Annotated in this window: 22 protein-coding genes and 1 pseudogene; 12 read left to right on the top strand and 11 right to left on the bottom strand. The window is 36.1% G+C overall.

Annotated features, from left to right (window positions below; all coding sequences use genetic code 11):
- Window positions 1-137: 137 nt before the first annotated feature.
- The 6 genes from FG384_RS08320 to FG384_RS08295 form a co-directional block, all read right to left on the bottom strand.
- Window positions 138-1,322: an MFS transporter gene (locus FG384_RS08320; protein ID WP_142642137.1), complete on the bottom strand. Its 1,185-nt coding sequence runs from the start codon at window positions 1,320-1,322 to the stop codon at window positions 138-140.
- A 1,592-nt stretch (window positions 1,323-2,914) separates the two neighbouring features.
- Window positions 2,915-3,988, bottom strand: coding sequence for an ABC transporter substrate-binding protein (locus FG384_RS08315; protein ID WP_142642136.1), 1,074 nt, complete (start codon window positions 3,986-3,988; stop codon window positions 2,915-2,917).
- Entirely contained in the window at window positions 3,985-4,788 is an 804-nt protein-coding gene (locus tag FG384_RS08310) for an ABC transporter permease (protein WP_142642135.1), read from the bottom strand. The genes FG384_RS08315 and FG384_RS08310 overlap by 4 nt, the downstream gene beginning before the upstream one ends.
- On the bottom strand, window positions 4,772-5,596 hold the full coding sequence (locus FG384_RS08305; protein WP_142642134.1) for an ABC transporter permease: 825 nt from the start codon (window positions 5,594-5,596) through the stop codon (window positions 4,772-4,774). The genes FG384_RS08310 and FG384_RS08305 overlap by 17 nt, the downstream gene beginning before the upstream one ends.
- Window positions 5,586-6,692: an ABC transporter ATP-binding protein gene (locus FG384_RS08300; RefSeq protein WP_142642133.1), complete on the bottom strand. Its 1,107-nt coding sequence runs from the start codon at window positions 6,690-6,692 to the stop codon at window positions 5,586-5,588. The genes FG384_RS08305 and FG384_RS08300 overlap by 11 nt, the downstream gene beginning before the upstream one ends.
- 83 nt (window positions 6,693-6,775) lie before the next feature.
- Entirely contained in the window at window positions 6,776-7,318 is a 543-nt protein-coding gene (locus FG384_RS08295) for a helix-turn-helix domain-containing protein (RefSeq protein ID WP_142642132.1), read from the bottom strand.
- A gap of 208 nt (window positions 7,319-7,526) precedes the next feature.
- On the opposite strand from FG384_RS08295, the gene FG384_RS08290 reads away from it, so the two are divergent.
- Together FG384_RS08290 and FG384_RS08285 are read left to right on the top strand one after the other, a co-directional pair.
- Entirely contained in the window at window positions 7,527-7,976 is a 450-nt protein-coding gene (locus FG384_RS08290; RefSeq protein ID WP_142642131.1) for a thioredoxin domain-containing protein, read from the top strand.
- 107 nt (window positions 7,977-8,083) lie between these two features.
- Window positions 8,084-8,743, top strand: coding sequence for a potassium channel family protein (locus FG384_RS08285; protein WP_142642130.1), 660 nt, complete (start codon window positions 8,084-8,086; stop codon window positions 8,741-8,743).
- Window positions 8,744-9,220: 477 nt separating this feature from the next.
- Here the strand turns inward: FG384_RS08285 and rnjA are convergent, their stop codons facing one another.
- Window positions 9,221-10,888: a ribonuclease J1 gene (gene rnjA, locus FG384_RS08280; RefSeq protein WP_142642129.1), complete on the bottom strand. Its 1,668-nt coding sequence runs from the start codon at window positions 10,886-10,888 to the stop codon at window positions 9,221-9,223.
- 3 nt (window positions 10,889-10,891) lie between these two features.
- Window positions 10,892-11,101, bottom strand: a complete 210-nt coding sequence (locus FG384_RS08275; protein WP_142642128.1) for a DNA-dependent RNA polymerase subunit epsilon — start codon at window positions 11,099-11,101, stop codon at window positions 10,892-10,894.
- A gap of 280 nt (window positions 11,102-11,381) precedes the next feature.
- Here FG384_RS08275 and FG384_RS08270 point away from each other — a divergent pair, with 280 nt between their 5' ends.
- Together FG384_RS08270 and FG384_RS08265 are read left to right on the top strand one after the other, a co-directional pair.
- Window positions 11,382-12,158: a Cof-type HAD-IIB family hydrolase gene (locus FG384_RS08270; RefSeq protein WP_142642127.1), complete on the top strand. Its 777-nt coding sequence runs from the start codon at window positions 11,382-11,384 to the stop codon at window positions 12,156-12,158.
- A 46-nt stretch (window positions 12,159-12,204) separates the two neighbouring features.
- The gene (locus FG384_RS08265) at window positions 12,205-13,143 is read left to right on the top strand and encodes a carbohydrate kinase family protein (protein ID WP_142642126.1); all 939 of its coding nucleotides are present in this window, start codon (window positions 12,205-12,207) and stop codon (window positions 13,141-13,143) included.
- 46 nt (window positions 13,144-13,189) lie between these two features.
- On the opposite strand, the gene def is transcribed toward FG384_RS08265, so the two are convergent.
- On the bottom strand, window positions 13,190-13,747 hold the full coding sequence (def, locus tag FG384_RS08260) for a peptide deformylase (RefSeq protein WP_142642125.1): 558 nt from the start codon (window positions 13,745-13,747) through the stop codon (window positions 13,190-13,192).
- Window positions 13,748-13,880: 133 nt separating this feature from the next.
- Here def and FG384_RS08255 point away from each other — a divergent pair, with 133 nt between their 5' ends.
- The 5 genes from FG384_RS08255 (at window position 13,881) to lpdA (ending at window position 19,838) form a co-directional block, all read left to right on the top strand.
- A complete protein-coding gene (locus FG384_RS08255) occupies window positions 13,881-14,525 on the top strand; it encodes a YkyA family protein (RefSeq protein WP_166462409.1) in 645 nt (214 codons plus the stop codon).
- A gap of 444 nt (window positions 14,526-14,969) precedes the next feature.
- Entirely contained in the window at window positions 14,970-16,082 is a 1,113-nt protein-coding gene (gene pdhA / locus FG384_RS08250) for a pyruvate dehydrogenase (acetyl-transferring) E1 component subunit alpha (protein WP_142642123.1), read from the top strand.
- A 3-nt stretch (window positions 16,083-16,085) separates the two neighbouring features.
- Window positions 16,086-17,063: an alpha-ketoacid dehydrogenase subunit beta gene (locus tag FG384_RS08245; RefSeq protein WP_142642122.1), complete on the top strand. Its 978-nt coding sequence runs from the start codon at window positions 16,086-16,088 to the stop codon at window positions 17,061-17,063.
- A 33-nt stretch (window positions 17,064-17,096) separates the two neighbouring features.
- Window positions 17,097-18,425: a dihydrolipoamide acetyltransferase family protein gene (locus FG384_RS08240; protein ID WP_142642121.1), complete on the top strand. Its 1,329-nt coding sequence runs from the start codon at window positions 17,097-17,099 to the stop codon at window positions 18,423-18,425.
- A 3-nt stretch (window positions 18,426-18,428) separates the two neighbouring features.
- On the top strand, window positions 18,429-19,838 hold the full coding sequence (lpdA, locus tag FG384_RS08235) for a dihydrolipoyl dehydrogenase (RefSeq protein WP_142642120.1): 1,410 nt from the start codon (window positions 18,429-18,431) through the stop codon (window positions 19,836-19,838).
- Window positions 19,839-20,632: 794 nt separating this feature from the next.
- On the opposite strand, the pseudogene FG384_RS08230 reads toward lpdA, so the two are convergent.
- A pseudogene (locus FG384_RS08230) lies at window positions 20,633-21,011 on the bottom strand (transposase); the annotation flags it as partial.
- A 567-nt stretch (window positions 21,012-21,578) separates the two neighbouring features.
- Here FG384_RS08230 and FG384_RS08225 point away from each other — a divergent pair.
- From FG384_RS08225 to FG384_RS08215, 3 genes are all read left to right on the top strand, one after another.
- A complete protein-coding gene (locus FG384_RS08225) occupies window positions 21,579-22,400 on the top strand; it encodes a polysaccharide deacetylase family protein (RefSeq protein WP_142642119.1) in 822 nt (273 codons plus the stop codon).
- A 248-nt stretch (window positions 22,401-22,648) separates the two neighbouring features.
- On the top strand, window positions 22,649-23,023 hold the full coding sequence (locus FG384_RS08220) for a CidA/LrgA family protein (RefSeq protein WP_142642248.1): 375 nt from the start codon (window positions 22,649-22,651) through the stop codon (window positions 23,021-23,023).
- Window positions 23,024-23,701 (top strand): LrgB family protein, encoded by a 678-nt coding sequence (locus tag FG384_RS08215; protein ID WP_142642118.1) that lies wholly within the window; start codon window positions 23,024-23,026, stop codon window positions 23,699-23,701.
- A gap of 945 nt (window positions 23,702-24,646) precedes the next feature.
- On the opposite strand, the gene FG384_RS20015 is transcribed toward FG384_RS08215, so the two are convergent.
- On the bottom strand, window positions 24,647-24,844 hold a 198-nt coding region (locus tag FG384_RS20015; RefSeq protein WP_205961766.1), incomplete at its 5' end, for a hypothetical protein.

Here is a 24,844-nt window from a genome sequence, read left to right as displayed (position 1 = left end):
GCTTTACACACGTGCGTTTTTGGATTGCTCTAGACTGGATTTCTACTATACCATTACCGAGATGTCGAAATGGACAATCTTCATCAAAACTGGGACAGTAAATAGAGGCAATCTAGAATCAAAAATCTCTGCAGTGCTTAAATTATAGGTTTTCTCTTTTTGACCCAAGCAAGTGTAATACTGAACGATACTAAAAGTATAACTGATCCAATAATAAATGGAGAATTAATGTTAATATCAAAAAATACACCTGCTAGGGCAGGTCCTACCATATTGCCTAACGCCATATATGCATTGTTCATACCTGCAGCAAACCCTTGTTCATTTCCAGCTAGTTTTGATACAACTGTATTGACGGCTGGACGAATTAGTGTTGTTGCTGTAGAGAATATGGTAGCAACAAGTAAAACTAACCAAAAGCCATCTACTAGAAAGAAAAAGCTTAATGATAATGCAGCTACCACTAAATTTACTAAAATAACCTTAATTTCACCATAACGTTTAAACAGTTTATCAACTACAAGTGTTTGAACAATTACACCGATGAAACCACCGACAGTTAAAATAACAGCAATATCTTGTGGGGAATAACTGTATTTATGATCTACGTATAAAGAGAAAGTAGTTTGGAAATTTGCAATACCAAATGAAAATACAAAAATGATGATTAACATCATAAAATAAGGTGTTTTAACCGAATTTTTCATTTGGACTAACATATTCTCGCGTTTTTTCTTTTCTTGAGTTGTTTCTGTGTTTTCTTTTTTAACATCGGGCAAAATGATATAAGAGATACCGGCGGAAAGAATTGCTACTAAAGCAGCCATATAAAAAGGGAAGGTTAGACTAACTTTCGCTAAAAAACCACCTAATGCAGGGCCAATCATAAAACCAAGAGACATCGATGCGCCAAGGAAACCCATTCCTTTTCCGCGTTCTTCTAATGTCGTGATATCTGCAACAAATGCCATCGTTGCTGGAATTAAAAAAGCTCCTCCAATACCACTAATAAAACGTGCAACATACAACATCCACTCGTGTGTTGCCATACCGAACCACAATTGTGATCCAGAAAACACTACTAAACCAATTACAATAAGAATCTTTCGTCCTAAAGAATCGGATAAGTCACCAGCTATTGGTGAGAATACAAATTGCCCTAAAGCAAATGATGCTATGATAAATCCAAGTGCTTGACCAGCTACCCCGAATGTAGCTAAATATTGAGGCATAACAGGAATAACTAAACCTATTCCAGCCATCGCAATAAACATATTAAACATTAATATGTAAAGGGCAATTTTTTTTGATTTCTTCGTCATAATTTTCCTGCTTTCTTCATTTAACTTATGCGTCTATAGATTCTACCACATTCTTGAAAGAATAAAAACTTTCGCGTCCCTAATAAATTGAATAAAGTTTCTTTCATGGATTCACTCAATTGAAAGACAGCCTTAGGGAGATGGGGTTTTCTCAAAAACTATAAAATGTAGAGGGGGATTCTCAATAATCCACACTCTACTTTTTTATTTTCAGAAAATCATTGAAAAGGCGACACTCCTGCGGGAATAGCGTTAGTCGAAGACCCCGGAGCGCAGCGAGGAGGCTGAGGCAACGCCCGCGGAAAGGGAGCCATTTCAACGATTTTCTTATTAATTGGTTTAAAGCACAACCCCATGTGGCAAAGTTGGATTATAGGGACTTTTACAGTGTCCTCGCTACGCTCGTGTGGGGTCTTGCCACTCCGTTTTTCCGCAGGAGTCTCGCAGCTTTTTCCTCTACGTATTGAATCAAAGAGTTGTAATGCGATGATGTCCAAAAACATATAATTCTTTTTTCTTATTAAATTAAATAGTATCAAGACTAATTGGTCCGGAAAAAGCCACTCGCTTTCCGCGGACGAACCGCCAAGCCTCTCCTCGCTTGGCTCGTGCGGGGTCTTGGACGCTCCGTTTTTCCGCAGGAGTCTCGCAGCTTTTTCCTATATGTATTGTAAGGAATTGTAATGCGATGATTTTCAAAAACGTATAAAATGAACGCTATCAGCTAGAGAGGATTTTAATAGAATCAAGACTAATTGAGTTTGGAAAAGCACACTCGCTTTCCGTCGACGAAAAAACTCAAAAAGTAGAGGGGGATCCAACAATCCACACTTTACTTTTTTATTTCTATAAAATCGTTGAAAAAGGGAACACTCCTGCGGGAATAGCGTTAGTCGAAGACCCGGGAGCGCAGCGAGGAGGCTGAGGCAACGCCCGCGGAAAGGGAGGCCACTGAAAAAGTCACTTTTTTTCAAAAAATAAAAACGAAATCCCATAATTCCTTCACTTTTTAGGGTGTTTATGGGGACGTCATGCCAATTTTGATACAAATATACTTCTCAAGTGGTGACTTTATTTTCTGAATTTTGGTTTTTCAGTGGCCTCCGGAAAGGGAGCTGTTTCAACGATTTTCTTATTAATTGGTTTATAGCACAACCCCATGTGGCAAAGTTGGATTATAAGGACTTTTTCAGTGTCCTCCATACCTCATAGTGGGTCTTGTCAGCGCTTTTTTTTGCAGGAGACTCGTGCATGTTTCTCTAAACTATAAATATCAAGGATTTAATTTAGTCTTTACAAAAAATAATAAAAACGTCACTTCTTTAAAATGAAAGTTATCACACAACCATTTAAGAAAGGACGATTTTTTTATGAGCGATCAAAAGATTACTAACCTAAATTAAGACAATGAACAAACTTCATCTCTATCACAAATTAAAGAGGAAAATTACGTTTCGAAATAGAGATTTCTCTCTCGAACCTTTATTCCTTATAAACAATCTATTGAAAGGGGAGTAAAAAGTAAAAAAGTAGAGTGGGAACTTCAACAATTCCCATACTCTACTTTTTTCTTACTTATTGGATAGCTCTTATTAATTTGTTCCCATTTTAAATTCTAAAAATAACTCGTTATACTTGCCAAGCATTTTAAGGCCAAGATTATTATATACTTCTAAATTATCCCGAATTTCTTCAGAAGGATAGAAGCGTTCATCTGAAGTAACTTCTTCATCCATTAATTCTGTTGCTGCAATATTAGGGGTGGAATAGCCCACATAATCTGCATTTTGAGCAGCAACTTCCGCATCTAACATAAAATTAATAAAAGCATGTGCACCTTCTAAATTGGCAGCAGTTTTAGGAATAACCATGTTATCAAACCATAAATTAGAACCTTCTTCTGGTACAGCATAGTCAAGTTCTTCATTTTCCCACATCATATCGGCAGCTTGTCCTGACCATGTTAATGCTACAGCGGCTTCTTCATTAATCATTAACTGAGTTACCTCGTCTCCGATAATTGCTTTCACATTAGGAGTAAGCATTTTTAGCTTTGCTGATGCTTCTTGTAGTTCACTTTCGTCAGTTGAATTTAGTGAATAGCCTAAGCTATTTAATCCCATCCCAATAACTTCACGTGCACTATCTACTAATAAGACTTGACCTTTTAAAGAAGGATCCCATAGAGTTTCCCAGCTTTCAAAAGTTTGTCCATCCAATAAACTTGGATTGAAAACAATTCCTACTGTTCCCCAAAAATAAGGTATAGAGTATTTATTTTTCGGATCAAATGATAAATCTAAAAAATATGGATCGATATTTTTAAAATTTGGAATCTTAGAGTGATCAATCGGCAGTAGTAAATCATTTTCTTTCATTTTTTCAATCGCATATTCAGATGGAACTGCAATGTCATAAGAGGTCCCGCCCTGCTCAATTTTCGTCATCATTGCTTCGTTAGAGTCAAATGTTTCATAGACAACCCTATAGCCGGATTCTTTCTCAAATTGAGCAATTAAGTCAGGATCAATATATTCTCCCCAGTTGAAGATGGTTACAGTGTCACTACCAGCTTTACCAGAGCTCTTATTTAGAAAATCATTAGCGACAAATAATAATATACAAACAACAATAATTGCAATTACCGCTCTAACAATTTCTTTCATTTTCGAACCCCCATTCCAACAGGGTTTTTACCACGTTGACTAATAAAGTAATATCCAACAACTAGAATAAGTGTAACGATAAAGATTATTCCAGATAATGCATTAATCGTTAAAGTAATTCCTGCACGTGCCATAGAGTAGATTTCAACAGAAAGGGTACTGAAACCATTCCCTGTTACGAAAAAGGTAACTGCAAAATCATCTAGAGAATAAGTTAACGCCATGAAAAATCCAGCGAATATACCTGGTTTAATGAATGGAATAATCACTCGTGTTAATATATCTCTTCTTGTTGCACCAAGGTCTGCGGCAGCATCAATTAGTGAACTGTTCATTTCTTGTAGTTTTGGTAAAACCATTAACACTACAATCGGAATACTAAATGCAATATGAGAAATTAGTACTGATGCAAATCCTAATTTAACGCCAATCATTGTAAAAAGGATTAAGAAAGACGCACCAATAATAACATCTGGACTAACAATTAATACGTTATTTAATGACAAAATGGAATTACGAATGGATTTATTCCGCATAAATACGATACCAATCGAACCAAATACACCAATTATCGTAGACAACAGAGCTGATAGTAGCGCAACAATCACAGTATTGATGAGAATCATAAGGAGACGAGTATCAGAAAATACTGCTCTATAATGCTCCCATGTGAATGATTCAAAATTATTCATTCCGCCGCCACTATTGAACGAATAAAAGATCAAGTAAAAAATTGGTGTATATAAAACAATAAAAACGAGGGCTAAGTAAAACTTCGATAACTTACTTGTTTTTTCCATTAGAAGTAGCCCCCTTTTCTCGTTGACCAGTAATAATCATAATAATAACCATGAAAATGATTAAGAATACAGCAATGGTTGAACCCATTCCCCAGTTTTGTGTTACTAAAAATTGTTGTTCGATTGCAGTTCCTAGAGTAATTACTTTGTTCCCTGCTATTAACCGTGTAATCATGAATAGCGAAAGGGAGGGGATAAATACCGCTTGAATTCCTGCTTTCACCCCATTAACCGTTAATGGAAAAATAACTTTAGAGAAGGTTGTCCAACTGGAAGCACCTAAGTCTCTACTAGCATCAATTAAAGAAGGATTCAACTTATCTAATGCATTAAAAATAGGTAAAATCATAAATGGAATAAAAATATAAACGGATACAAAGATAAAACTAAAATCAGTAAATAATATTTGCTGTTCTCCGATACCAAATACATTTAAAAAAGCATTAATAGGTCCGTACAATCCAAAAATACCGATAAACGCATATGTTTTTAAAAGTAAGTTAATCCAAGAAGGAATAATGATCAATAATAACCATAATTGTTTATGCTTTGTTTTAGTTAACCAATACGCTGTTGGATAGGCAATTATTAAAGAAAATAAAGTAATTAAGAATGCATACCAGAATGAACTCAGCGTCAAAGTTAAATATACAGAAGAGAAAAAGTTTCTATAATTATCGAATGTAAAATTACCACTTAAATCAAAAAATGAGTAATAAGTGATTAGCCCAATTGGTGCTATTACAAATAACACAATCCATGTAAAATAAGGTATTAAATAAAGAGTCTTTGTATTTTTAGTTTGCATACGCGTCTTCTCCGTAAGATTCTAAACGTTTATCAAATTCTTCTTCTGTCTCATTAAGTCGCATAACATGGATAGATTCAGGGTCGAAGTCAAGTCCGATAAACTCACCAACTTCTGCTTTTTTAGTAGAGTGTACTAACCACTCATTGCCTTCATCATCATAAGTAGATAACTCATAATGAACTCCTCTAAATAACTGTGTATCCACTTTTACTTTCATTTTTCCTTTTTCTACACTCGTAATTTCTAAGTCTTCAGGACGTATAACAATATCTATTTTCTCGTTTGGATTAAGTCCTTTGTCCACACATTCAAATTCCTTTCCACCAATAAGTACACGGAAGTCTGCAACCATCGTCCCTGAGACAATATTCGATTCTCCGATAAAATCTGCAACAAATCGGTTAATTGGTTCATCATAAATGTCCATTGGAGTTCCGCTTTGTTCAATATGACCTTCATTTAATACGAAAATTTCATCCGACATTGCTAGTGCTTCTTCCTGATCGTGTGTAACAAATATAAATGTTTTACCTAAGCGTTGTTGTAATTCACGAAGTTCGTATTGCATTTCAGAGCGAAGTTTTAAGTCTAACGCGGAAAGAGGCTCGTCCAGTAAAATAATTTCAGGATCATTAACGATTGCACGAGCAATTGCAACACGTTGTCTTTGACCACCCGACATTTCTTCTATTTCTCTATGTTCATATCCAGATAAGTTTACAAACTTTAGAGCTTCCAATACTTTTTGCTCGATTTCTTTTTTTCCTAATTTTTTTATTCGAAGACCAAATGCTACATTTTCATAAACATTCAAATGTGGAAATAATGCATAGTCTTGAAATACTGTATTTACTTGTCGTTCATTTGCAGGAACATTATTAATTAATTTTCCATTGAAATAAATGTTCCCATTTGATGGCTGCATAAAACCAGCGATTAATCTCAAAATAGTAGTTTTCCCACAACCTGATGGGCCAAGTAAAGTGTAAAATTTTCCACGCTCTAGTTCCAAGTTAATACTATCTAATACCGTAGTTTCTGCATCATAGGATTTTGTAACATTTTCAAAACGAATGATAGGTGTCTCCGACATAATTACCCTCCAAATTTGTATTGGTAAGAAAGTTAATATTTCTTACATTGAATGTATCTAGTTAAAATACCTAACTGTTTTTCTTATAAATAAGAGTTTGTGACTACATAAATAACTTTCGATTCACTCTCAGATTCATTCTCAAGTAAATGTTCATCAGAAGCATCAAAATAAATCGATTCCCCAGTCGAAGCAGTATATTGTTGCTTCCCAAGTGTAAGTTTGACACTTCCTTGTAAAACATAAATAAACGTTTCGGAAAGGGAAGGTTCAAATTGCTTAAATTGACCATTCCTACCTAGCGTAATATGAACTGGTTCCATTTCATTTTCATTGGATTCAGATATAAGCCAACGTAGTTTATAATTCTTTTCTTCATCTTCGTAAATTGTTTGTTCTTCTGTAGCATAAACGACTTTTGTACGGGTTTGTTCGTCATCAAAAAAGTCTTTTGGTTTAGAGCCCAGTACATTTAAAATCGAGAAAAGCGTTTCAATAGATGGAGAATTGATATCCCGTTCTAGTTGTGAAATAAATCCTTTACTAAGATCCGTTCTTTCTCCTAGTTCTTCTTGTGTGAGTCCTTTTTTTAGACGCAATCGTTTAATCTTCTTCCCTATTTGCATATTTTAAAGCTCCTCTGGAAGTGAAATGAGTCCTATTTTCAAACAAAGTTTATTTTAACACAACTTTAAGTTTACTTTAACAACTTATGTGGATTTTTTCAAAAATTATTATGAAGATTAGATCTCTACATTTGAATCAAATAACGGTCAATTTTTGGAAATGTGCATACAATAGTTGTGGAGATAAACAGTAAGGGGGAAGAAATAAGTGAAGTTAAGAACAGAGTTACCTGAATTTCCTGATAATCTGAAATGGTTAAATGGACATGTTAAGAAAGAGCGGATTATAGGAGAGGTCCCATTACTTATCCATTTTTGGTCGGTTAGCTGTAATTTATGTAAGGGTGCAAGTGAGACATTAAATAAATGGAGAAGTTTATACGATGATAAGTTTAAAATAGTTAGTATTCATATGCCACTAACGGAGGAAGATGTGGATGTCCGTTTAATAAGGGAATCTGCAAATCAACTGAAAATAACAAATCCTATATACCTTGACCATGATTTAATTCTTACAAAAACTTTTCAAAATCGATATGTTCCAGCATATTATTTGTTTGATAAAAAAGGATTACTAAGACATTATCAGTCTGGGGAAAACGGCATGAGAATGTTAGAGAAGCGATTAAACTTTTTGATAAACGAACGAAAAAGATAAGTAATTCCTAACTGACTTATTTTTCGATTACTTAATGCTTAAGCACGTCGCAGAAAGTCGAGCTCTGTGGTAAACTAAGTGCATTCGAATTGTAGGGAGGTATAGGCGTGCAAAAAGAATTTGTTGTCATAGGATTAGGTCGATTTGGAGGAAGTATTGTAAAGGAACTAGTCAATCAAGGCGCCGATGTGATGGCCATTGATATAGTACCAGAACGAGTGGATGAATTTGCAACAATTGCAACACAGGCGGTTGTAGCGGATACAACAGATGAAGCAGCGTTAAAGTCTCTTGGTATTCGTAACTTTGAACATGTCATTATTGCGATCGGTGACGATATCCAGTCCAGTATTTTAACGACACTAATGTTGAAAGAAATTGGAGTAAAAAGAATTACAGTTAAAGCACAAAATGATTACCATGAAAAGGTGTTAAGGAAAATTGGAGCAGACCAGGTTGTACACCCTGAGCGAGATATGGGGATTCGAATTGCCAATAACATTATTTCTAATAATGTACTAGACTATTTAGAGCTTTCAGATGAACACTCCATTATAGAAATAAGAGTTAATGAGAAGATTGCAGGACATTCCATTATTGATTTAGATATACGAGCGAGATATGGTATCAATATAGTAGCTGTAAAAAGAGGAAATGAAATTATTGTTTCTCCTCAAGTTGATGAACCACTAAAACTGAATGATGTACTTATTATCATCGGTGCAGATGTTGATATTCATCGCTTTGAAAAGAAAGTTCTATCTTAATAAATGAAAAAGACGCCATCCATGTTTGGATGGCGCTTTTTTTTATAGATTAAGAAAGTATATACATTTGGTAAATAATTTGTTTTCCGAAGCTTACCGCTCGCTTTCCGCGGGCGAGCGTCGAGCCTCCTCCGTAGCTAGCGCTACGTGTGGGGTCTCGTCTGTCTCGCTATTCCCGCAGGAGGCGAGCGGACGCTTCTCCAAACTATGCATTATGTGCCACCATTTTGTCCTATCCCTCTTAAAACTTATCCGTTAATAAGGTTGCCGACGTGCTGCCAGAAACAATAAAGACAGGATGTACTAAAAGGGGAGGCCACTGAATAACTTACGTTCTAAAATTATAAGTCTGTTTAAATCTAAAAAGGCGAGCCTTTCCTCCAAAAAATCGATGGAAAGCTCGCCATATATTTGTATACACTGCACTGAATTAGATGTCATTAAGATGCCTAGGCAGAACTAGAGTAGGCGCTTTTCTTATACTTCCATAATAATTGGTAAGATCATTGGACGTCTTTTTGTTTTTTCATATAAGTATGGACTTAAAACATCCGTAATTTCACTTTTTAACTCAGACCATTCAGCAGGTTTATCTTGAAGAGTAAGACGTAAATGTTTGTTTAGCATTTGCTGTGCTTCATTTATCATTGTCCCTGACTCACGCATGTATACGAATCCACGGGATATAATGTCTGGACCAGAAACGATTTTTTTCTTTTCCATATCTGCACTAACTACAACAATGACTAAACCTTCCTCAGATAAAATGCGTCTATCTCTAAGTACGATATTGCCAATATCACCAATTCCACTTCCATCGATATAAACATCTCCTGAAGGAATTCTTCCTGCAACATGTGCTTCATTCGAACTTAAAGCAAGTACATCGCCATTTTCCATAATAAATGTGTTTTCTTGTAGAACATCACAATCAACGGCTAGTTCTGTATGAATTTTGAGCATTCGATATTCACCGTGAATTGGCATGAAAAATTTCGGTTTCATTAAGCGAAGCATCAGTTTTTGCTCTTCTTGCGAACCATGTCCAGATGTATGAATATTATTCAAAGAACCATGGATAACTTCAGCTCCAGCTCTGTAAAGTAAGTTAATCGTACGATTAACACTTGCTCTATTACCAGGAATCGGAGATGAAGAAAATACAACTGTATCTCCTGGCTGAATTTGGATTTGACGATGTGTACCATTTGCAATTCGTGAAAGAGCTGCCATCGGTTCACCTTGACTGCCTGTACACAAAATTAATACTTCATTTGCAGGTAAACGATTTAATGCGCTTGCATCTACAAAAGTTTCTTTTGGTGCAGTGATGTAACCAAGTTCACGCCCAATTGTAATAGCATTATCCATACTTCTACCGAAAACAGCAATTTTACGATTATGATGAACTGCTGCATCTGTTACTTGTTGAAGTCTATGAATATTCGAAGCGAAAGTAGCAAAGATAATACGACCATTTACTTTTCGGAAAATAGAGTCCATGCTCTCGCCGACTTTACGCTCTGACATAGTAAAATTAGGGACTTCTGCATTTGTGCTATCTGATAGAAGACAAAGTACACCGTCACGTCCGATTTCAGCCATTCTTGTTAAGTTAGCTGGTTCTCCAACAGGTGTGAAATCAAATTTAAAATCACCTGTGTGTACAATATTTCCAGGTGGTGTTTTTACAACAATTCCGAACGCATCTGGGATACTATGTGTCGTTCTAAAGAAACTTACAGCTGTTTTTCTAAACTTAACGACATCATCTTCTTCTATGACATTCATTTTTGTTTGGCGAAGTAACCCATGTTCTTCTAATTTATTGCGAAGAAGACCAAGTGCTAATTTCCCTCCATAAACTGGAACATTGATTTGCTTCAATAAATAAGGAATTCCACCGATATGATCTTCATGACCATGTGTGATAAATAAGCCTTTAATTTTATCTACATTTTTAACTAAATACGTATAGTCAGGAATAACATAATCGATTCCCAATAAATCATCTTCTGGGAACTTAATACCAGCATCAATCAAAATAATTTCATCTTGAAACTGTACTGCATATGTGTTTTTTCCGATTTCACCTAGTCCGCCGAGGGCGAAAACGGCTGTTTGATCATTCTTTACAAACTTCATAGATTAAAATTTCTCAACTTTAAAATTCTGGCTTGCTTGTTCGTATTCTAAATGATTACCTTCAAGCAATTGAATTAATTCGATATTGTACTTTCGATCTTTTAAAGCAGCACGAACTTCACGTTCGGATCCTGCTTCTACGTAGAGACTCTTTGTGTTTTCGCGAACTGGTACTTCTAGTGCATTTTCTTGATAATAAACTTTATAAATCATTTTATACTCTCCTTTTTCACGTTCAAATAAATCAATTCTCTTTATATTATCACGCTATTTATTTAAAATAAAGAAAAGCCCTCCAAACATTGAAGGGCATAAAAATTTATGCGATCGTTTTTTTTCTGAGTATCCCGCCGAGCCGTCTCAACAATTTCCTTTTCAGGCGTTTCAACATGGCAACCCACTCCTTACTTTTCATTATATACAGAATGGTGAGTTGTGTAAAGGATTCTAGCTGAAAAGTCAAATTATTCGCATTATGGACAGGGGTTTTTTTATGGAAAATAAAATATTATTTTTTGATATTGATGGAACTATTCTAGATAATGATAAAAATATACCAGTTGGAGTAAAAGAAGCAATTGATGAAGCAAAAGAAAATGGGCACGAGGTTGTTATATCTACTGGTAGATCTCCATTCACTGCAAAATTTGTTTTAGAACAATTAAACATAGACTCGTTCATCTGTTATAATGGGCAGATTGTCCAATATAAAGGAAATGTCATACATAAAGGGATACTCGATAAAAAAGAGCTTCAACGCTTAACAGATTTCGCAACTGTACGAGATCAACCTTTAGTTTATATGGATAGTTATGAGATGGTCTCAAATCTTCCAGAGCATCAAGATGTATTCGAAAGTATATCCTCGCTAAAAATATCATATCCACGGAAAGCAGAAAACTTCTTTTTAACTAATGATATTCATCAAGCACTCATCTTTTGCGACGCAGAAGTACAAAAAGAATATGAACACGTTTTTCCGAACTTAAAGTTTGTTCGTTGGCATAGAGTTTCTTGTGATGTACTTCCAAAAGGGGTGTCTAAAGCTAAAGGAATTGAAATCCTCCTGAACCATTTAAGTAAATCTCCAGAAGATGCAATCGCATTTGGAGATGGGTTAAATGATTTAGAAATGCTTCAATTTGTTGGAACTGGCGTTGCTATGGGAAATTCAGTGGAAGGATTAAAACAATACGCGACATTTGTAACAGACCACGTTTCGGAAAATGGTCTCATAAACGCTTTAAAAAAATTGAATTTAATACGATAAGTAAATGGCTAGTCAGAAAATAAAAGTTTTCATAAGGAGATTTTAAATGATTCACTCACAAAATAAGCATGTGTTAATTTTCGGGGACGCATTTGTAGATTACATAGCGGAAGATCAAACTAATAAACAATTTACAAAGTTTTTAGGAGGAGCAACCGTCAATGTAGCGGCCGGCATTTCTAGACTTGGAGCTTTTTCTTCTTTTATTACAATTACTGGAGATGATGAAACTTCCAAGTTTGTAAGAGATGAACTTGCTTCTGAAGGGGTGGATCTTTCATATGCGAAAATAGTTCCAGAAAAAAGAGTTAGTGGGGTTTATGTTCATCTAACTGATACAAATGATCGGATTTTTCACGCCTATGTAGATGAAACGCCGCATATTCAAGTAGAATTTTCTACTTTAGATAAGGAAGCATTCCATAAAGCTTCAGTTTTTCATTTTTGCTCAGGAACTTTATTTCACAAAGTTGCGCTTCAAACAACGACACAAATAGTTGCAGCAGTAAAAGAACTAGATGTGCTGTTGTCTTTTGATGCAAATATTCGACCACTGAGATGGGAAAGTGAAAAAAATTGTAGAGAAACAATCATTTCTTTTTTTGATCATATAGATTTATTAAAATTAACAGAGGATGAATTGTTTTTTCTTATGGAAACTAAAACATTAGAAGAAGGTATCCAAAAGTTACGGGGTTATCATATACCTACCGTACTTATTACAGTTGGGGATAGGGGTACTTACGTCGTGATGAACGGAGAAGTAACACATGTGCCTGTAAAAAAGGTAGAACCAGTTGATACAACAGGAGCTGGAGATGCATTTATGGCAGGGTTACTTAGAGAGATTCATTTGAAAGGTAAACCAAAAACAACAGGTGAATGGATTGAATATATTTCATTTGGTAACAAACTTGGAGCAATATGCGCAACAAAATTTGGGGCATTGACTGCAATGCCAAGACTAGAGGATCTATACGAATAAAAAATGCAAGGCAGCTCGGTCATTATTGATCGAGTGCCTGCATTTTTTATGATCTATCGTATGGTGTGGAATCAGGTATTTCCGCATATGGATTATTTTTATTAATATGATCGTAGAACATGATGCCGTTTAAATGATCTAACTCATGTTGAAAGGCAATCGCTACTATGCCTTTTAAACGTTTTTTGAATGGTGTACCATCTGGATAAAAACCAGTTGCAGTTATACGAGCATACCTTGGAACATACCCTTCAATTACTTCATCTACAGATAAACAACCCTCGCCTGCTGTAATATATGTTTTTTCTACTGAGTGACTTATAATTTTGGGGTTTACTGCTACGAAACTCACTACATTATTATCTTCATCTGTCAAATGTAATGCGAACATCCTTTTTTCGGCATTTACTTGAGGAGCAGCGAGTCCGATTCCCGGTCTTAATTTGTATTTTTCAACTAGGTCTTCATCTTGACTATTTCGAACGTAATCTAATAAGTCATTTGCAAGTTTTAGATCTTTTGATGATAAAGGGAAAGTCATTTCTGAAGTTTTTTTACGTAGAGTTGGATGGCCATCTCTAATGATATCTTGCATTAAAATCATTTTTATCGTCCTTTCATATTTCATATTATTATTATATCGAAAAATAATCATTTGCTAAACTAAAACAGCCAAATGGTCAGTTGAATTTAAAGTCAAGAACAATTATAGTGAAATGGATATGGGAGGTTGCTTTATGAAAAAAATGGGATACTTTGTAATATTAAGCTTCGTAATTTTACTTTCGGCATGCTCTTTTGGAGAATCAACGGATGAAAAGTTATCTAACATTTTAACAGAAATATATGATTCAGAGTCTGATTATAGAGATGTGCAATCAGAACTAGTTGAAATGGAGAAAAAAGAACAATCGAATTTTCAAAGTATGATGGAGTTAACGAAAGATCAAAAAGAAGAATTGACAAAACAAGTGGATGCTACTGCAAAGCTATTAGAAGAACGTTTGGGACTAGTTGAAAAAGAGGCAGCTTCTATTAAATTAGCTTCTGAAAAGCTGAAGAACCTAGAAACACTTATTTCTGAAACAGAAGATGAGAAAGATAGAACAAATTTACAAAAAATCGAAGAAGCATTAAAAAATCGATATGCTGCTTATGATAATTTGACAGAACAATATAATGCTCTAGCTAATTTACAAGAAGAATTATACAACCTGCTAATAACTGATGATGCACAAGTAAGTACTATCCAAGAAAAAGTTAAAGACGTTAATGAACAAAACAAAGTCGTACAAAAAGCAGTAGAACAATTCAATGTACTTACCGAACAATTGAATCAAGTGAAAGAAGAAGTTTTTACTTTATTACAAAAAGAAAAATAATAATTCTAGAAGGAAAGCAGTCTAATTGAAGGCTGCTTCAGGTCGTAGACAAAATCAAATTTCGTAGGTGGCACTTCAGACTGTCTTGAAAACGCTTGTCAGTCGAGGCGCGCTAGTGCGAGGCGGAAGTGAATTGAACTATAGTTCATGAGCTTACAACGAGCACAAGTAACGAAGAATGAAAGCGTTTGTCAACAGTCTGAAGCAGTCTAATTGAAGGCTGCTTTTGTGTTATATAAAATTGATAAAATGATAATCTGATATAATACAGTTGTTATTAATTACTAGTACAGATTGAAAAGTTTTTAATTTTCTTATAAAGAAAAGCCTTTATTTTATATAATTGACCGAAGAATTATTCTTGAGTATACTAAAAAAGAAGTTTTGTTGTATTACATTATGGATTAAGAAATTTTAATACAGAAGAAAAGGAGAGTTGCTATTATGGCTGCAAAAAATTTAACGCAGTTAGATCCAAAGAAAACGCTTCAAGAGATTGAAGAAAAGTTTGAGATGTTCCAGATTCTGAACGAAGAAGGGACAATAGTGAACGAAAAAGCAAATCCTAACTTATCAGATGAAGAATTAGTAGAATTAATGAGCCGAATGGTTTATACACGAATTCTAGATCAACGTTCCATTTCCTTAAACCGTCAAGGACGTTTAGGTTTTTATGCTCCAACAGCAGGACAAGAAGCTTCTCAGTTAGCTTCTCAATTTGCACTTGAAAAAGAAGATTTCATATTACCAGGTTATCGTGATGTGCCTCAAATCGTATGGCACGGATTGCCACTTTGGCAAGCGTTTTTATTCTCTCGTGGACATTTCATGGGGAACCAAATTCCAGAAGGTGTAAATGTATTTCCACCACAAATTATTATTGGTGCACAATTTATTCAAGCTGCTGGAGTAGCACTTGGTATGCAAAAACGCGGGAAGAAAGCGATTGCAATCACTTACACTGGTGATGGAGGATCTTCTCAAGGTGATTTCTATGAAGGTATTAACTTTGCAGGAGCATACCGTTCACCTGCTGTATTTATCGTACAAAACAATCAATACGCAATTTCTACACCACGTGAACTACAAACAGCTGCGAAAACAATTGCACAAAAAGGTATTGCTGCAGGTATTCCAAGTGTTGTAGTAGATGGTATGGATCCATTAGCAGTATATGCAGCGACAAAAGATGCAAGAGAACGTGCGATTAGAGGAGAAGGTCCTACTTTAATCGAAACTGTATGTTACCGTTACGGTCCTCATACGATGGCAGGGGATGACCCAACACGCTACCGTACTTCTGAAACTGATTCTGCTTGGGAAAAAAGAGACCCACTTGTTCGATTCCGTACATATTTAGAAGGAAAAGGATTATGGAACGAAGAAAAAGAAGTCGTAGTAATTGAAAAAGCAAAAGAAGAAATAAAAGAAGCAATCAAAAAAGCAGATGCTGCTCCAAAGCAAAAAGTAACTGATTTGATTAATATTATGTATGAAGAAAATCCATATAACTTAGATGAGCAATTAGCTTACTATACAGAGAAGGAGTCGAAGTAACCGATGGCACAATTGACGATGATTCAAGCAATTACGGAAGCACTCCGTACAGAGCTTAAAAATGATGAAAACGTTCTAGTCTTCGGTGAAGACGTAGGCGTTAACGGAGGAGTATTCCGTGCTACGGAAGGTTTACAAAAAGAGTTTGGGGAAGATCGTGTATTCGATACACCTCTAGCAGAATCTGGTATAGGTGGTCTTGCAGTAGGATTAGCGCTTCAAGGATTCAGACCAGTTCCAGAAATTCAATTCTTTGGATTCGTTTATGAAGTAATGGATTCTATTAGTGGTCAGCTTTCTCGTATGCGTTTCCGTACAGGTGGATCATTTAATGCACCTGTTACAATTCGTTCTCCATTTGGAGGAGGAGTTCATACACCAGAAATGCATGCCGATAGTTTAGAATTATTAATGACATCTACTCCAGGTGTAAAAGTAGTTATTCCATCTACACCTTATGATGCAAAAGGATTATTAATTTCTGCAATTCGTGATAATGACCCAGTAATTTATTTAGAGCATATGAAATTATATCGTTCGTTCCGTGGAGAAGTACCTGAAGAAGAATATACAATTCCACTTGGAAAAGCTGATGTAAAACGTGAAGGAACAGATCTAACAATTATTTCTTATGGCGCTATGGTTCATGAGAGCTTAAAAGCTGCAGAAGAGTTAGAAAAAGAGGGGCATTCAGTTGAAGTTGTTGACTTACGTACAATTCAACCTCTAGATATTGAAACTATTATTGCATCTGTCGAAAAAACAGGCCGTGCAATGGTCGTTCAAGAGGCTCAAAAGCAAGCTGGTATCGCAGCAAACGTAGTAGCTGAGATTACAGAAAGAGCGATTTTAAGTTTGGAAGCACCAGTTTTACGAGTTGCTGCTCCTGATACTGTTTATCCATTCTCTCAAGCGGAAACAGTTTGGTTACCGGGTGTTAAGGATATAGTAGAAACAGCTAAGAAAGTATTAACGTTTTAATTGATAGAATCGTAAAAAGAAAGGGTGAATACTGTGGCATTTGAATTTCGATTACCAGATATCGGTGAAGGTATCCACGAAGGCGAGATCGTTAAATGGTTTGTGAAAGCTGGCGACGAAGTAGCGGAAGACGATATTTTATGCGAAGTACAAAATGATAAAGCAGTTGTAGAAATACCTTCTCCTGTTAAAGGTAAAGTTACAGAAGTATTAGTAAGTGAAGGTACAGTTGCAGTCGTTGGAGACGTATTAGTAAGAATAGATGCTCCAGGATACGAAGACCTTAAATTTAAAGGGCATGATAGTGAAGATTCAACCGCTACTGAAAAAACAGAAGCACAAGTACAAGCAACTGCAGAAGCAGGTCAAGCGATTGAAAAAAATTCTGTAGCTACAGAACAACCGAAGCAAGAAGCAAAAGGTAACAAACGTGTTATTGCAATGCCATCTGTTCGTAAATTTGCACGTGATAACGAAGTAAATATTGCGGATGTTACAGGTACAGGGAAAAATGGTCGTGTTTTAAAAGAAGACATTGAATCGTTCTTATCTGGTGATAACAAACCTGCTGAGGTTACGACAGAAGCGCAAGTGGAAGAAACAACGCAACAACCGAAAGTAGAAGAAAAAACTTCTATTTCAATTCCATTAGAGGGTGAATTCCCAGAAACTCGTGAGAAAATTTCTGGAATCCGTAAAGCAATTGCAAAAGCAATGGTACATTCGAAACATACGGCTCCTCATGTAACGTTAATGGATGAAGTAGATGTAACAGAATTAGTTTCACACCGTAAAAAGTTCAAAGATATTGCAGCAGAGAAAAATATTAAGTTAACTTACTTACCATATGTAGTAAAAGCTCTAGTAAGTACTTTACGTGAATTCCCACAATTGAATACATCTTATGACGATGCAACAAGTGAAGTTATTCAAAAACACTATTTCAATATTGGGATCGCTGCAGATACTGATAAAGGATTACTAGTTCCAGTTATCAAACATGCTGATCGTAAATCTGTGTTCGCTATTTCAGATGAGATTAATTCACTTGCTGTGAAAGCTCGTGAAGGAAAACTTTCTCCTGCTGAAATGAAAGGAGCATCATGCTCTATTACGAATATTGGATCAGCTGGTGGCCAATGGTTTACTCCAGTTATTAACCACCCAGAGGTTGCTATATTAGGAATTGGTCGAATTTCAGAAAAACCTGTAATAAAAAATGGTGAAATTGTAGCTGCTCCTGTGTTAGCATTATCATTGAGCTTTGATCATCGAATGATCGATGGTGCGACTGCTCAACATGCGTTGAACCATATTAAACGCTTGCTAAGCAGTCCAGAACTTTTATTAATGGAGGCGTAAAAAATGGTAGTAGGAGATTTCCCAATTGAAACAGATACTTTAGTCATCGGTTCAGGTCCTGGAGGTTATGTAGCTGCAATACGTGCTGCTCAAACAGGACAAAAAGTAGTGGTAGTTGAAAAAGAACATATAGGTGGAGTTTGCTTAAACGTTGGATGTATTCCTTCGAAAGCTTTAATCTCTGTTGGACACCGTTTTGAACAAGCAAAACATGCAGATGAAATGGGTATTACTGCATCTGACGTGAAAATTGACTTTTCTAAAGCTCAAGCTTTCAAAGATGGTGTTGTAAAAAAATTAACTAGCGGGGTTTCTGGATTATTAAAAGGAAATAAAGTAGATGTAGTTAATGGGGAAGCTTATTTTGTAGATGCAAATACAGTTCGTGTAATGGATGAAACTTCTGCACAAACGTATAAATTTAAAAATGCGATTATTGCAACTGGATCACGTCCAGTAGAAATTCCGACATTTAAATACACTAAACGTGTTATCAATTCAACTGGTGCATTAAGTTTACCTGAAATTCCTGGTAAACTTGTAGTTATCGGTGGAGGATATATTGGAACTGAGCTTGGATCAGCATTCGCTAACTTAGGATCAAGTGTAACAATTATTGAAGGCGGCGACGATATTTTAGCTGGTTTCGAAAAACAAATGACTACAATTGTTAAAAAAGGTCTTAAGAAAAAAGGCGTTACAGTTGAAGTAAAAGCTTCTGCTAAAGGCGTGGAAGAATCTGATAATGGCGTAGTAGTGACTTATGAAGTTGGCGGAGAAGAAAGAAAAGTAGAAGCTGACTATGTATTAGTAACTGTAGGTCGTCGTCCAAATACGGATGAAATCGGATTAGAAGAATTAGGTATTAAATTTGCTGAACGTGGACTAATCGAAGTAGATAAACAATGTCGTACTAGCATTAGCAATATTTTCGCTATTGGTGATGTTGTTGCTGGTCCACAGCTTGCACATAAAGCATCATACGAAGGTAAAGTAGCTGCGGAAGCAATTGCTGGTCAATCTTCTGTTGTAGATTATTTAGCAATTCCAGCAGTATGCTTTACGGACCCTGAACTTGCGACTGTTGGTTTATCTGAAGCGCAAGCAAAAGAACAAGGATTTGACGTTAATGCAGGGAAATTCCCATTTGGAGCTAACGGACGTGCACTTGCACTAAATACTACAGATGGTTTCGTTAAACTTGTTTCTCGTAAAGAAGATGGGTTACTTCTTGGAGCACAAATCGTAGGCCAAGGAGCTTCTGACATGATTGCAGAGCTTGGATTAGCTATCGAAGCTGGAATGACTGTGGAAGATATTGCTATGACAATTCATGCGCACCCAACATTAGGGGAAATTGCAATGGAAGCTGCTGAAGTTGTAATGGGTCACCCAATTCATATCTTAAAATAATTGTGAACATATCCTCTAAGAGGGGATATTTAAAACTACTTGATGATTAATTCTTCAAGTAGTTTTTTTTATGGAATTGTAAAACTAAAGTGCTTTAACACTTGCAGACTGTAGATTAATTCTAAAAAAACAAGTTAGCTACTTTCTTGTTGTTTTTGGTAAATCATGTATCCCGAAGCTTACCGCTATAGAGTGTCGAGTTGCTTGGTGGCCAGTCTGAGGGCACTGAAAAAGTCCCTATAATTAGCGTTATCGGACTGAGTGGTACAATAACCCCAATAGATAAGAAATTCGTTGAATTGGCTCCCTTTCCGCGGACTTTGCCTAAGCCTCCTCGCTTCGAGGGCACTGAAAAAGTGTCATTCATATAAATTATCTATCAAATAGTCCTAAGAGAATTTAGCGCTTTGGCATTCGCTTTCCGCGGGCGAGCGACGAGCCTCCTCCTACGCTTCGCTTTGTGCGGGGTCTCGTCTGTCTCGCTTTCCCGCAGGAGTCTCATGCGTCGCGCTAAATTCTTTAAATGATATACAGCAAATAGTTCCTATAAAAAATAATAGTTTTGAGTTTTTCAGTGGCCTCCCTCGCTTCGCTGCGGGGTCTTCGACTAACACTATTCCCGCAGGAGTGTTGCCTTTTTCAATGATTTTCTAGAAATTTATCTAAATAAATTAACTCTTTTTCAATGTCCTCGCTAAGCTAATGCCGATGAAAATACTTATTATCAGCTTTGCCAGACGGAGCTGTACAATTACCCCATAGATTTGAAAATCATTAAAATGGCTCCCTTTCCGCTTCCCAATAAGCAAATCTAATAAGCTTATGTCTTGGAGACAAAGCCAGCGAAATTTAGTGAGTGAACTTGGGTCGATCACGGGATCTTCTGGTGGCAAATCTAAGAAATACTTGAACGACATGTCGTATTTGGACCGTTCTACTAGATCCACATCGGATACATCAAAAATTGCCTTTATATAGTAAGTACTTGAACATCCGAATTGGGGGAATTGCATTCCGACCACTATCTAACCAATATTTTGTTTTCAACTCCTCTAAAACGAAGGAGAGGTCTACAAATTCGTTTATTTGACGAAGTGTATTATCTTTAGGAACGACCAAATCATAAATCGCCATGAATGGGCTTAAATTAAGGGTTTCTTGGTTAGAAATCATTTTGCACACCAACAATTAGTTAGTCCTCTATTATAAACGAAGAAGGTTTTTAGAAGAATAGGTGGATGTTAGTTGATTGGAGGGGAAGGCGGCGACTCCAGCTGGAATAGCATGAGCTGAAGACCCTGGACTGAGCGTAGCGAAATTAATTTTTGCGACGAGCTTGCGCAGGAGCAAGGGAAGCGGCTGAAGCCATGCCGGCGGAAAGCGTCCGCCTGGAACGGAAATCAACGATTTCCCAATAAAAAGAGAGTATGTGAACAACTTGTCATTCACCATACTCTCTATGGAATCTCTTGGAGGACTTTTTCAGTGCCCTTTAAACAATTGTATTTCGAGATTTTATTAGCTATAAAAAGTAGGATAATTCGTTATATGTAGAAATATTGTTGAAAAGATTAACAAAGGGTACTTTAATTACTTCCAATTTATAGATTTATTAAGTGAATTATTTATGTTGTTCAGATAGAAAGGTCAATAATGATTATATGAAAACGAGTAGATTTACTCTAAACGATTTTCTTCCTAGCATGTTAAAATGGTAATGGAAAGGAATGGGTGATCAACATGAATAAGACAAAATGGATTTTACTTGCAGCATTGATGCTTGTACTTTCAGCATGTGGATTCGCGGAGAAAGAAGAATCAAAGCCACAAAAAGAAAGTGATGAATCTACAGAAGTTGTGACAGAAGATCAGGAAGAAAAAGAAGTAATAGAAACTGTAGCTCCAGTAGAAGAGAAAAAGCCCGAAATACTTTACGAATTAAATCCAGCAAATTGGACTTTTAAACCAGTAGGAGATGCAAATCCTAAAGTAGTATTACTCACGATTGATGATGCTCCAGAAAAATATGCAGTGGAAATGGCTAAAACATTAAAAGAATTAAATGCGCCAGCCATCTTTTTCGTAAATGGACATTTTATTGAGACAGACGAAGGAAAAGCGAATTTGAAAGAAATTTATGATATGGGATTTGCAATTGGAAATCATACACAAACACATGCAAATTTAAAAAATAGTTCGGAAGATCAACAAAAAGAAGAAATATTGAAAGTAAGTGAAACAGTTCAGTCGGTTATTGGAGAAAAACCAAAATTCTTCAGAGCTCCTTATGGAGTTAACACAGATTTCAGTAAATCCCTTGTTCAGAGCGAAAAGATGCTTCTGATGAACTGGACTTACGGCTATGACTGGGAAAAGAAATATATGGATTCAGCTAATTTAGCTGATATTATGGTCAATACAGAATATTTAACAAATGGAGCAAATTTATTAATGCATGACCGTAAATGGACTGCAGAAGCTTTGGCTGATATTGTGAAAGGGTTACGTGCAAAAGGCTATGATTTTATTGATCCTCAAACAATAAAGGGTATTGAACAATAATTAGTTAGAACATCCCTGTGAATGTTGCATTCACAGGGATGTTTTATTGTGCATTCTATAGAAAAAATGAAATATACAGTTAAGTAATTTTCACAATTGATCTCATCAAGTCTGTCGATTCTAGCGGTTGAATGAACAAGGATTAGTCTAAATCATAGATTTGTTGATGTAAGAGGCGTAAAATATTGCATATTAATAAGGAGTAGGAGGTATTGGCTTTAGGAGAAATATCTTTTAAAGTGGTTTTTATGTCAACGTATATCCGTATTGTATTACAAATAATAATAATCTATATGTTTTCTCTGTTAGGAACACTTTTTGTTCAAACATTACATATAAAATTTCCAGGTAGTATTGTAGGCTTATTATTGCTATTAATAACATTACACTTGAAAATAACTCCAGTTTCATTAATAAGAGATGGTGCTGGATTTTTACTTGGAGTACTACCTTTATTTTTCATCCCTGCAACCGTTGGAGTGATGAAGTATCCCGAGTTATTGTCAGTACATGGACTTTTATTAATATTATCGGTCATTATTAGTACGATACTTACAATTGGAATTTCAGGGCGCATCTGTCAATACTTAGAGAACAAAGAGTCGTCGAAGGGGGCTGTTTAAATGCTTGCTATAAGTATGATTGTTGGTACAGTCTTGATATACTACTTAATGACAAAACTAAATGCACGCTTTTCAACGCCGCTTTTATTTCCAGTTCTTACGACAACAATTCTAATTGTACTATTATTAACTTCATTTTCCATTTCCTATGATACTTACATGGATGGGGCCAAATGGATTGACGCAATGTTAGGTCCTGCGGTAGTTAGTCTTGCATATCCTTTATATACACAAAGAGGAATTATTAAAAAGTATAAATTTTCCATCATTTCAAGTGTTGTAGTTGCAATGTTTACTGGAATTGTAAGTATAGTAATACTTGCTAAGTTGTTAAACATAGATGATGAGATTGTTCGCTCTCTCTTATCAAAATCCATTACTACCCCTGTAGCAATGCAAATCAGTGAATCGATTGGTGGTTTCCCAGCCTTAACAGCAGTTTTTGTTATAGTTGCAGGTTTAACTGGAGTTTTAGTAGGACCATTGGTTTTTAAATTATGTCGTATTGAAAAATCTGTAAGTAGGGGAATATCTATGGGAAGTGCGTCTCATGGTTTTGGTATTTCCAAATTATCCGAGTACGGGGAACAAGCATTGTCTATGGGATCAGTATCAATGACTTTAAGTGCAGTAATCGGAGCATTTATTTGTCCGTTATTTGCATTGTTTTTCATATAAAAAGAGAAATATGGAATAGGTTTTCGAACAGTGGAGATTTCTATCCCCTCTGTTATTTCTTCAATCTCTTAGAAAAGAAAGGGGTTAGGCGGTGACTCCTGCGGATAAGCGAGCCATTGAGACGCCGAACAAGCTTAAGGAGGGCACTGAAAAAGTCCTTATAATTCGGAGTTACCAGAAGAGTTTTTAAGAAAGCGGATTTCTGCTACAGGAGGTGCTTTCCGCGGGCGGGTTTTGAGCCTCCTCGTCGCAGGCTGAGGGAACTAAAAACTGTCTATTTTTTAAGATAATTTCTTTTATTTCCAAAAAATCGTTGAATAAGGCGACGCTCCAGCGGGAATAGCGTTAGTCGAAGGCCCCGCAGCGTAGCGAGGAGACTGAGGCAACGCCCGCGGAAAGGGAGCCGTTTCAACGATTTTCTTATTTATTGGACTATTGGACAATCCATTTGGCAAAGTCGAATAATAGGGACTTATCAGTGCTTTCGCTACGGTTGTAAGTGGTTTTGGACGTTCCGTTTTTCCGAGGAGTCTGGCGATTTTTACTCTAGAGTTCTTATGCCATAATGTCTAAAGTATACAAAATGAACGCGATTTGTTTAGTCTTTTCTCTTATAAAATAGAAATATGACAATTGAGTCCGGAAAAAGCCACTCGCTTTCCGCGGACGAAACGCCAAGCCTCCTCCTCGATAGGCTCGTGCGGGGTCTTGGACACTTCGTTTTTCCGCAGGAGTCTCGTAGCTTTTACCTCTAGAGTTGCTATTCGATATGTTCAAATACATCCAAAATGAGCGCATTAGTTCAGTCTTTATTCTTATAAAATAGATTTAAGACTAATTGAGTCTGGAAAAAGCCACTCGCTTCGGCAAAATTCCATGCTTCCTCGTTACTACGTTGTAGGCACTGAAATACTGTCTATTTTCTGAGTAAATACTTTTTCATTTCTAGAAAATCGTTGAATAAAGCGACACTCCAGCGGGAATAGCGTTAGTCGAAGGCCCCGCAGCGTAGCGAGGAGACTGAGGCAACGCCCGCGGAAAGGGAGGGCACTGAAAAACCTTAGCTTTTAATTTTTTTATATACTCGCCATCAAAAAAGACAATTTTTCGTTCGATTTTGAACGAAAAATTGCCTTTTTCTCC

The sequence above is a fragment of the Psychrobacillus vulpis genome (genome assembly GCF_006861825.1).
In the GTDB taxonomy this organism is placed as follows: domain Bacteria; phylum Bacillota; class Bacilli; order Bacillales_A; family Planococcaceae; genus Psychrobacillus; species Psychrobacillus vulpis.
The sequence above is the reverse complement of the archived record's forward strand: the minus strand, read 5'-3'. Positions and strand labels throughout refer to the sequence as shown.